Annotated in this window: 8 protein-coding genes; 1 reads left to right on the top strand and 7 read right to left on the bottom strand. The window is 45.3% G+C overall.

Annotated features, from left to right (window positions below):
* Positions 1 to 11: 11 nt before the first annotated feature.
* From NIT04_RS18580 to dnaA, 7 genes are all read right to left on the bottom strand, one after another.
* A complete protein-coding gene (locus tag NIT04_RS18580; protein ID WP_252504982.1) occupies positions 12 to 1109 on the bottom strand; it encodes an HD-GYP domain-containing protein in 1098 nt (365 codons plus the stop codon).
* Positions 1110 to 1228: 119 nt separating this feature from the next.
* Positions 1229 to 3772, bottom strand: a complete 2544-nt coding sequence (gene gyrA, locus NIT04_RS18575; RefSeq protein WP_252504981.1) for a DNA gyrase subunit A — start codon at positions 3770 to 3772, stop codon at positions 1229 to 1231.
* 109 nt (positions 3773 to 3881) lie between these two features.
* The gene (gene gyrB, locus NIT04_RS18570) at positions 3882 to 5804 is read right to left on the bottom strand and encodes a DNA topoisomerase (ATP-hydrolyzing) subunit B (protein ID WP_252504980.1); all 1923 of its coding nucleotides are present in this window, start codon (positions 5802 to 5804) and stop codon (positions 3882 to 3884) included.
* 70 nt (positions 5805 to 5874) lie between these two features.
* Entirely contained in the window at positions 5875 to 6996 is a 1122-nt protein-coding gene (recF, locus tag NIT04_RS18565) for a DNA replication/repair protein RecF (protein ID WP_252504979.1), read from the bottom strand.
* Positions 6986 to 7225: a S4 domain-containing protein YaaA gene (gene yaaA / locus NIT04_RS18560; protein WP_252504978.1), complete on the bottom strand. Its 240-nt coding sequence runs from the start codon at positions 7223 to 7225 to the stop codon at positions 6986 to 6988. Before yaaA ends, recF begins: the two co-directional genes overlap by 11 nt.
* A gap of 162 nt (positions 7226 to 7387) precedes the next feature.
* On the bottom strand, positions 7388 to 8521 hold the full coding sequence (gene dnaN, locus NIT04_RS18555; RefSeq protein ID WP_252504977.1) for a DNA polymerase III subunit beta: 1134 nt from the start codon (positions 8519 to 8521) through the stop codon (positions 7388 to 7390).
* A gap of 171 nt (positions 8522 to 8692) precedes the next feature.
* Positions 8693 to 10042: a chromosomal replication initiator protein DnaA gene (gene dnaA, locus NIT04_RS18550; RefSeq protein WP_252504976.1), complete on the bottom strand. Its 1350-nt coding sequence runs from the start codon at positions 10040 to 10042 to the stop codon at positions 8693 to 8695.
* Positions 10043 to 10557: 515 nt separating this feature from the next.
* On the opposite strand from dnaA, the gene rpmH reads away from it, so the two are divergent.
* Complete coding sequence (gene rpmH / locus NIT04_RS18545; protein WP_239432900.1) at positions 10558 to 10692, top strand: 50S ribosomal protein L34; 135 nt, start codon at positions 10558 to 10560, stop codon at positions 10690 to 10692.
* Positions 10693 to 10724: the final 32 nt, after the last annotated feature.

Here is a 10724-nt window from a genome sequence, read left to right as displayed (position 1 = left end):
CTTTAAATCATTCATTCTACAATCTTCGAAATCGCTATGCCGCGGTGGGCTGTCAAATCAATAATAACTCCATCTGATTCTTTTTTGATCATCGGCCTTAATGGGTTATCGCGATGGATGAACATGATCTCGCCGATTTCCCCATCGGTCAGCTTCACACGTGTACCGATAGATAGATTGCCTACAAGTCGAAGAAGCGCTTCGACTACTTTTATGTCGAATTTGCCGAACTCTTCCTCTTTGATCATTTCAATTACTTTGTACGGGGAATGTTTTACTCTATATAATCTTTCCGACGTCATGGCATGGAAGACATCCGCGACGGCGAGGATTTGAGAGTATATCGAAATCGTGCTCATTTTCTCTCCGCGTGGATAGCCGCTCCCATCAAGGCGCTCATGATGTTGAAGGATTGCCAGCTTCATATCCTGCCTGAGCAAAGGCGTGTCCTGAATCATTTTCACGCTGAACAACGTATGCTTTTTCACTTCGTTGTATTCCTCTTTCGTCAGGAACGCAGTCTTTTCCAATATAGCGGGCGAGATTTTTGCCATGCCGCAATCCGCTAATACACCCGCCAACCCAAGTTGCAAAGTGTCCCCTTTTTCATACCCCAATTGGTTGCTGATTGCCGCTGCAAGGATTCCGACAGCGACGGAGTGATGATAAATGTATTCTTCCGGATTGGAGAAATCATTTAACATCACAAGCATTTTTTTCTGCTTAATGAACTTCTCAAGCAACGGAATGACAAATGCTCGGACTTTTGGGACGTCTGGACGTTGGCCGGCCCGCCAATAGCTGAATTCCTTTTTATAACTCCCAACCGCTTCGTTATATTCTTTGCGAAGCTGATACATGCTCACCGGAATATTTTCCAAAACTTCATCTGCATTCATGGGAGCGGTTTTCTCAGAATCAGGCATGTCCTTCTGGATGACCCGTTCTTCCACCTTCACGCGTTTCACTCCGAATGCTTGTAACACTTCTATATGTTCCAGCGATAGCTCCGTATCCTTTCGCATGATCGGATACTTCGTCTTGCCATATATATCTTCTTTAAGTAAAATTCCTGCCCGCAACTCACTGATCGTTTTATATACTTCCATATCTATGATGTCACCACTTTCCGATCGTCTTTATAGGTCTATCATACTGCAAATATTCAAAATAGACGATAGAAAAAAAGTTATTGAGCGACATTTTGCCGTCTCAATAACTTTTTAAATCATTCTTCTTCGGTTTCTTCTATATGTTCCGTTTCAATGGCGTGATCCATTTCCACGTCAATACCATTTTCGTTTCCGTCATTCTCTTCTGCCTCTTCATGCTCTTCCTGTTCCTGTTCCTTCTCGACTTTTGCAACTGTCGCGACGAGCTCGTCTTCTCCAAGACGGATTAGACGGACACCTTGCGTGCTGCGGCCGATTGAGGAAATGTCTTCAATATCCATGCGGATGAGAATGCCATGGATCGTGATCAGCATGAGGTCTTCCGATCCGTCGACGGTTTTCATTGCCACGAGCTGGCCGTTCCGCTCGGTGACATTCAATGTCTTCAATCCATAACCGCCACGGGACTGGATGCGGTATTCATGTTCCGGCGTCCGTTTTCCGAAGCCTTTTTCGGTTACGACAAGTATTTCATCGCCTTCCGACACGGTATCCATGCCGACAGCGATATCTCCTTCACGTAAACGGATCCCGCGCACGCCGCTTGCTACACGTCCCATGGAACGGATATCACGCTCGTCGAATTTGATGAGCATTCCATCACGTGTACCAATTGCGATATTCTGATCGCCGTTCGTCATTTTCACGCCAATCAATTCGTCATCGCCGCGTAATGTCAAAGCAATCAGCCCATTGGAGCGGATATTGGCAAAGTCGGCAACCGATGTACGCTTGACGACGCCGTCACGCGTGGCGAAGAAGAGATATTTATCTTCCTCGAACTTATCGACAGGAATCATGGCTGTAACCTTTTCGTTCTTGTCTACATCCAACAGATTGATGATTGGCAACCCTTTTGCTGTCCTGCTGAACTCGGGAACTTCATATCCCTTTTTTCGGAATACCCTTCCTCGGCTCGTAAAGAACAGGATCGTATCATGTGTCGAAGTATTCAACAGATGCTCGACAAAGTCGTCATCGTTCGTTCCCATGCCTTGGATGCCGCGGCCCCCTCGGCGCTGGCTCCGGTACGTACTAGCCGGCAACCGTTTGATATAGCCGTTGTGCGTCAACGTCAATACCGAGTTTTCAACTGGGATGAGGTCTTCATCCTCAAGCATTTCAGCTCCGCCGCTCCCGATTTCAGTTCTCCGATCATCCGCGAAACGCTGCTTCACTTCAAGCAGTTCCTCCCGGATGATATCGATCACTTTTTCCTCATCTGCAAGAATGGCGCGCAACTCGGAAATCAATACTAATAGCTCTTGGTATTCATTCTCGATCTTGTCGCGTTCCAATCCGGTCAAACGTTGGAGACGCATGTCGAGGATCGCCTGGGATTGACGTTCAGACAGGTTGAAACGTTCCATGAGACCTGTTTTCGCCTCATCGGTCGTCTTCGAACCGCGTATCAGAGCGATAATTTCATCGATATGATCAAGGGCGATCCGCAAACCTTCCAAAATATGCGCCCGGTCTTCCGCTTTGTTCAATTCGTACTGGGTGCGTCTCCGGATGACCACTTTCTGATGTTCCAAGTAATGATATAAGATTTCCTTCAGTGATAGGATTTTCGGTTGTCCGTCAACGAGTGCAAGCATGTTGATGCCGAAGCTCGATTGCAGGGCGGTATGCTTGTAAAGGTTGTTCAACAATACGTGGACATTCGCATCCCTACGGACTTCGATGACAATACGCATGCCTGTCCGGTCGGATTCATCCGCCAAATGCGTGATCCCTTCGATACGCTTGTCGCGGACAAGCTCAGCGATCTTTTCGATAAGTCGAGCCTTGTTTACCTGATAAGGAAGCTCCGTCACGATGATCGTTTCCTTGCCATTTGAATGCTGTTCAATCTCCACTTTACCTCTGATGATGATTGAACCGCGGCCGGTTTCATAAGCTCTCCTGATGCCACTTCTCCCGAGAATGATACCGCCAGTCGGGAAGTCAGGGCCTGGAATGATCTCCATCAGTTCTTCGGTAGTGATTGCGGGATTGTCTGCCATCGCTAGTACGCCGTCAATTGTCTCTCCCAAATGGTGAGGTGGGATGTTCGTAGCCATTCCGACCGCAATCCCCGAAGTTCCGTTGACAAGCAGATTCGGGAACCGGCTCGGAAGGACAATCGGTTCTTTCTCCTGGCCATCATAGTTATCTTGGTAATCAATCGTGTCTTTATTGATGTCTCGCAATAATTCCATTGCAATGCGGGACATTCGCGATTCCGTATAACGCATCGCAGCAGCCGCATCGCCATCTACCGAACCGAAGTTCCCGTGGCCATCTACGAGCATATAGCGATAGTTGAAGTCCTGCGCCATCCTGACCATTGTGTCATAGACGGCACTGTCGCCATGGGGGTGATACTTACCAATTACATCTCCGACGATACGGGCTGATTTCTTATGTGGTTTATCCGCGGTGTTTCCAAGATCCTGCATCGCATAGAGAATACGACGGTGGACGGGCTTCAACCCATCCCTCACGTCAGGCAATGCCCGGGAGACGATGACACTCATCGCATAGTCGAGAAAGGACGTCTTCATCTCCGTACTGATGTTAATGCCTTGGACACCACGTTTTGGCATATCTGCCATATTGTCTAACTCCTTTCAACTCAGGCGCTTTTCACGAACAGCCTGTCAACTGAACAAAGCCCCGTCTGTTGCAGGTCCATGTTCTTTTCATTTCCTTGTATGGAATAAATCAAGTATCCAAATTCTTTACATACATCGCATTTTCTTCGATGAATCTGCGTCGCGGTTCAACTTCGTCACCCATCAATTGCTCAAATGTTGCATCTGCATCGAAAGCGTCTTCGAGATGCACTTGAAGGAGTGTACGCTGATCCGGATCCATGGTCGTCTCCCATAACTGAGTGGCGTCCATCTCACCAAGACCTTTATAACGCGTAATGACCGGTTTCGGAGTGGATGAAAGGCGATTCAGGATTTCCTGCAACTCGACTTCATCAAAACAGTATTCCTCATGCTTGCCTTGTTTGACACGGTATAGCGGAGGTTGTGCAATGTAAACATAGCCCGCCTCGATCAGTGGGCGCATGAAACGGAAGAAGAATGTCAATAATAACGTCCGGATATGCGCTCCATCGACGTCAGCATCTGTCATAATGACGATTTTATGGTAACGTGCCTTTGATAGATCGAATTCATCCCCGATTCCTGTACCAAGCGCTGTGATCATCGTCCGGATTTCAGCATTGCCTAAAATTCGGTCAAGTCTCGCTTTTTCAACGTTCAGGATTTTACCGCGCAACGGAAGGATCGCCTGGAAATGACGGTCGCGCCCACTTTTCGCGGAACCGCCCGCAGAGTCACCTTCAACGATATACAATTCACTGATAGCCGGATTACGTGAAGAACAGTCCGCCAGCTTTCCTGGAAGGCTAGATACTTCCAATGCAGATTTCCGGCGTGTCAGTTCACGTGCATTTCTAGCAGCGATCCGAGCCCGTGCCGCCATGAGGCTCTTATCAATAACTAATCGCGCAGTTGTCGGGTTTTCAAGAAGGAAACGTTGGAATCCTTCCGAGAATAAAGCATTTGTAATCGTGCTCACTTCAGAGTTGCCCAATTTCGTTTTCGTCTGTCCTTCGAATTGCGGATCCGGGTGTTTGATGGAGATGATTGCCGTCAATCCCTCTCGGACGTCATCTCCCGAAAGGTTCGGATCCGAATCTTTCAGCATCCCATTCTTCCTGGCATAATCATTGACAACACGTGTCAATGCAGTCTTGAACCCCGATTCATGCGTACCGCCTTCATACGTATTAATATTATTTGCGAATGAAAACAGGTTTTCCGCATAGCCGCTATTATATTGCATAGCAATTTCTATGGAGATGCCATCCTTTTCACCTTCTATGAAAATCGGTTCCTCGTGGATCGGCTCTTTGTTTTTATTCAAATGTTCAACGTAAGATTTGATGCCGCCTTCGTAGTAGAAAGTATCTTTGCGGACTTCCTCTTCGCGCTCATCTGCAATCGTGATGCGTAGTCCTCTGTTTAGGTACGCCAGCTCACGCAGACGATTTGCCAATATTTCATATTCATAGACTGTCGTTTCCGTGAAAATTTCAGGATCTGCTTTGAATCGTGTACGCGTGCCTGTTTCATCAGTCTCGCCGATAATTTCCAATTCATGCGATAGGGCACCGCGTTCAAACTTGATGAAATGAACTTTTCCGTCCCGTCGCACATACACTTCCGTCACCTCGGAAAGTGCATTTACGACAGAGGCACCAACGCCGTGCAAACCGCCTGAAACCTTATAGCCTCCACCGCCGAATTTACCGCCAGCGTGAAGGACCGTCATAATGACTTCCACGGCTGGTCTGCCTGTCGATTCCTGGATGCCTACAGGTATGCCGCGTCCATTATCATCGACGCGTATCCAGTTATCCTTTTCAATTGTCACTTCAATATGATCGCAATAGCCCGCAAGCGCCTCGTCGATACTGTTGTCGACAATTTCCCATACAAGATGGTGAAGCCCTCGCGAACTCGTAGTACCGATATACATGCCCGGACGTTTACGGACAGCCTCCAAGCCCTCAAGGACCTGTATCTGATTCGCATCATAAGCTGTCTGCAATTCTTTTTCTTCCATAGCCAAAACGTTCACCTTTCCTTTCCGAACATCAATCTAAACTTCTATCACTATCAAACAGGAAGGGACTTCAATTCCCTTTATCGCAAACCTTGCCCGCCGATACTTCATACAGTTCGGCTTTCCGTATCGTCTCGTGGTCGAGTCCCGCAATATTCGTCGTCGTGACGAACGTCTGCACCTGGCCCTGCATGATATTCAGCAAGTGGGACTGGCGGTAATCATCGAGCTCGGATAGCACGTCATCCAAAAGTAAAACCGGAGTTTCTCCGACTTCCTGTTTGACCAGGTCTATTTCCGCAAGTTTCAGGGACAGCGCCGTTGTCCGCTGCTGCCCTTGTGAACCGTATGTTTGGATATCATAGCCATTCACAAAAAAATGGAGATCGTCACGGTGCGGTCCAATCAGTGTCATACCGCGTTCCAACTCACGACGTCTCGCTTCGTGCAATTTTTGGCTGAGTATTTCTTCCATCTGTTCAGCAGTCTGCCCAGAATCCAACTCTTTTAATGTCCCATACGTCACTTTTAGCTGCTCGATGCCCCTAGAAATCCCTTTATGGATCGGTTCTGCCCATTTTTGGAGCAGTTCGATGAAATAAAATCGTTTCCGGATGATCTGCACAGCCAATTGTATATATTGTTCTGTATATATATCGAACATGACGTCCGTAAAATCCAATTTGCCGCGATGATCTTTGAGGATTGCGTTCCGTTGTTTTAAGACCTTTTGAAAAGTCAGCAGGTCATGGAGATAGACGGGGGAGATTTGTCCGATTTCCATGTCTAAAAATCTTCTTCGGACCTGTGGACTTCCCTTTACAAGATTCAAGTCCTCCGGAGCAAACATGACAACGTTGAGCTGACCGATATAAAGGCTGAGGCGGTTTTGCTCCAAATGGTTGACCCGCGCCTTCTTGCCTTTTTTCGATATCGTCAATTCAAGCGGAAGACGTCCATATTTTCGTTGGATGTCCCCTTCTATTTTACCATACTCTTGTTCCCAACGTATAAGTTCACGATCGTTGGAGGTGCGATGCGATTTTGCCATCGATAATACATAGATCGACTCCATGATGTTCGTCTTGCCTTGTGCATTTTCACCGATCAGAACGTTGATATGCGGGGAAAAGGATAGATCAAGCGAAGCATAATTTCGGTAATCCGTTAAAGCTAGCCGTTCAATGAACATCCGATTGACCGTCTGAGGATGCTGATATTTTAAATTTGCCTGCGCCAGGAATAGTGACGATATCCCCGTCATACAGCTTTTTGCCCCGTCTGCGATCGACTTCTCCGTTTACGTAAACGGTATGTTCTTCCAAATACCATTTGGCCATGCCGCCGGAGCTTATGCAATTCGACATTTTGAGCAATTGGCCTAATGTGATGAATTCAGTATCGATTTTCATGAGTTCCATCCGCTTCAATCCTTCTTAAAGTAGTCTGTTCTTCTATTTTACCGAACTTTCAGCTGTAAGTAAAAATGTAAGTGAAAAGGGAGTGCAAAAAATAAAAAGAAACAGGCGAAGGAAAACGGTTTGCATTCCTTTGCCTGCTGTTAGTCGACAGTCTTTTGATTCTTAAAATGTCCGGACAGGTAAAATCAATTGTAAAATTGCGTCGCTTTCCATTGATTTCAGGATGAATGGTCTCATAGCACCTGTGAAATGGATGGCAATATCCTGTCCTTCGATCGCTTTTAATGCATCCATCATGTATTTAGCGCTGAAGGAAATTTTCAAATCCTCGCCATTTACATTGATCGCCTCAATCAATTCCTCAACCTTTCCGATTTCCGGAGAATTGGATGATACTTCAATGGCGTTGCCGCCGTCTGCAGAAAAACGGACGATATTATTCCGGTCTTCACGAGCGAGCAGCGAAGCACGGTCGATTGCCTGCAATAGTTTACGGCCATTCACTTGCACGGTCGTTTTGTATTCTGATGGGATCAATCTCGAAGTATCCGGATAATTCCCCTCCAGAAGGCGTGAATAAAACAGTACATTCCTCGTTTTGAAGAGAACTTGTTGATCCGCAATGACGATTTCGACAACGTCTGAGTTATCCGGAAGGATTTTATTCAGCTCTTGAAGGCTTTTTCCAGGTATAACGACGCTGAATGGGCTTTCTGGCATCATTTCAGGGACGATCTCTCTTCTTGCAAGGCGGTGGCTATCCGTTGCTACGCAGACAAGCTTTTCTTCATCCGTCTCCCAATGTACACCCGTCAATATCGGACGTGTTTCCTGCTGCGAAACAGCAAAAACAGTTTCCTTGATGATTGATTTCATCAAATCGGATGGCAAGGAGAAGCGATATTCATCTTTTACATCCGGGAGTACAGGGTATTCATCTGAATTGGAACCAATCAGATGGAATTCGGATTTTCCGGATTGGATATGGGTTTGCATGTTGGCAACTTCGATAATGACTTCATTCTCCGGTAATTTTCGAACGATTTCACTGAACACTCTTGCTTGAAGAATGATGGAACCTGACTCAATGACTCGAATGATTTGTTCACCATCTTGTTCAACCGGGATGAAAGTGCAAATTGTAATATCCGAATCACTTCCGGTCATCGTCAATCCTTTTTCATTCACGTCAATTTTTACGCCGGTCAAAATGGGATTGGCCACTTTTTGACTGATTGCTTTCATGACATCATTCAATCCTTCGAGCAACCAATCTCTCATTATTTCAAATTTCATTTTGTACCCTCGCTTATATAATTATTAGTTAAGTAATAAAGATAGTAATAGTAATAGGGGCTGTGGAAATGTGGATAAGCCCTGAAATCCTATATGTTAGAAAACAATTCACATGTGCATAATGTGTGTACATCTTGTTTCGTTTTCCAAGAGTTATTCACATGTGGATTGTCATCCACGGCCAAGGATGCTTTTAATTTCTTGAATATCCTGCTGCAAATTTTGATCATCCTTCAGTTGCTTGGAGATTTTTTCATGCGCATGGATGACGGTCGAATGATCCCGGCCGCCAAATTCGGATCCTATTTTAGGCAAAGAGGAATCCGTAAGTTCACGTGAAAGATACATAGCAATTTGACGAGGGAATGCAATCGCTCTCGTCCTTTTTTTGGCTGTGAAGTCTTCTAGCCGTATATTGTAATGTTCCCCGACTGTTTTTTGGATATCCAATATGCTGACAGTCCGTGGGCGGGAATTAGGAATGATATCTTTTAAAGCTTCCGCTGCCAGATCAGTCGTAATGTCCATATTGACGAGTGAGGAATAGGCTACGACACGGATCAAAGCCCCTTCCAATTCACGGATATTCGTGTCGATCTGGTTGGCGATGTAAAGCATCACATCATCCGAAATATCAAGCAGTCCATCCGCTTTCGCCTTCTTGCGCAAGATCGCAATCCGTGTCTCCAGGTCAGGAGGCGCAATATCCGTTATCAAACCCCATTCGAAACGGGATCTGAGGCGGTCTTCCAACGTCGGGATTTCCTTCGGAGGACGGTCGCTCGAGATGATAATCTGCTTCGATTCCTCATGCAATGTATTAAAAGTATGGAAAAATTCCTCTTGCGTCTGTTCTTTTCCGGCGATGAATTGAATATCGTCAATTAGCAGGACATCTACGTTCCTATACTGATTTCTGAAATCACCAGCTTTGTTATTCATGATTGAATTGATGAATTCATTCGTGAACTTCTCCGATGATAAATAAACGACTTTGGAGGATGGATCCTGTTCCATAATATAATGCCCGATTGCGTGCATAAGATGGGTCTTCCCAAGCCCTACGCCTCCATAGATGAATAAAGGGTTATATGATTTAGCCGGCGCTTCGGCTACAGCAAGCGATGCGGCATGAGCAAACCTGTTGCCCGAGCCGATGACGAATGTATCGAATGTATATTTTGGGTTCAACATGACAGATGCTGATTGGATGGCTGACTTGTCTGCCTGTTTTACTGCCGGTTTCGGGACTTGGAAATCTTTTTCTTCCATTTCTTTTGGGACGACGAAATGAATGAGTCGATCTTCTCCAGTCAATTCCGAAAGGATGCCTGTGATCAGATGCACATAATGATTCTCAAGCCAATCCTTCGCAAACGAATTTGGAACAGCAATTGTAACGTTCTCGTCGCCGTAGGACATCAATTTTGTCGATTTGAGCCAGGTTTCAAAACTCGGCCTTGAAATTTTGTCTTCAATTTTCGACAAAACATCGTTCCATAATTTTTCAAGCTGATCCACTCGTGGGCCTCCTTTACATAGAAAATAAAAAAACACAGGAATATGTATTATACACAGAATTCGTTCCTGTGGATAAGAAATATCCAAAAGTGTTGAAAAAATTATCCACAACCTATCAACAATTGTGGATAATAAAATGGGCTTATAAATTTGTCAACAGCAAAATCCTCTATATTGTATCAAGAAACTATAAGAATGACAAGGTATTCTATGAGTTATTAACAGTAACGGCAATTGTGGAGAAATACTTTATCCACAGCCTTTTGTATGTGTAGAAGTTGTAGATAAGACCTGTGCATAAAAAAATGGGGAAAAATTTCTATGAACATATTATTCAGTTGTCGATTTTTGTAGTTGTGGATAAGTGATTTGTCGAATGTCGCGGTTGAATTTTGTAAGTTGGGATGGATGGCGTGAAACTGCATGTAGAAAAAACGGTTGACATCTTCGGCTGTGCCCTTTATACTGTTCAAGACTGTCAGATTGTAGAGGGACAATGCAGGAGGTGTCTTTAAATGAAACGTACATTCCAACCAAATAAACGTAAACGTAGTAAAGTTCACGGCTTCCGTGCAAGAATGAGCTCAAAAAGCGGTCGTAAAATTCTCGCTGCTCGTCGTCGCAAAGGAAGAAAAGTGCTTTCAGCATAAGACCACTAACTCAGTGGTCTTTTTTTTTACTA

The organism is Sporosarcina sp. Marseille-Q4943, from assembly GCF_943736995.1.
Taxonomy (GTDB): Bacteria; Bacillota; Bacilli; order Bacillales_A; family Planococcaceae; genus Sporosarcina.
This window is presented reverse-complemented; position numbering and strand designations above follow the sequence as displayed.

Coding starts and splice junctions, on each gene's coding strand:
- gyrA (WP_252504981.1), bottom strand. CDS start 3,772: ATGGCAGATATGCCAAAACGTGGTGTCCAAGGCATTAACATCAGTACG.
- rpmH (WP_239432900.1), top strand. CDS start 10,558: ATGAAACGTACATTCCAACCAAATAAACGTAAACGTAGTAAAGTTCAC.
- gyrB (WP_252504980.1), bottom strand. CDS start 5,804: ATGGAAGAAAAAGAATTGCAGACAGCTTATGATGCGAATCAGATACAG.
- dnaN (WP_252504977.1), bottom strand. CDS start 8,521: ATGAAATTTGAAATAATGAGAGATTGGTTGCTCGAAGGATTGAATGAT.
- yaaA (WP_252504978.1), bottom strand. CDS start 7,225: ATGGAACTCATGAAAATCGATACTGAATTCATCACATTAGGCCAATTG.
- recF (WP_252504979.1), bottom strand. CDS start 6,996: ATGTTCATTGAACGGCTAGCTTTAACGGATTACCGAAATTATGCTTCG.
- NIT04_RS18580 (WP_252504982.1), bottom strand. CDS start 1,109: ATGGAAGTATATAAAACGATCAGTGAGTTGCGGGCAGGAATTTTACTT.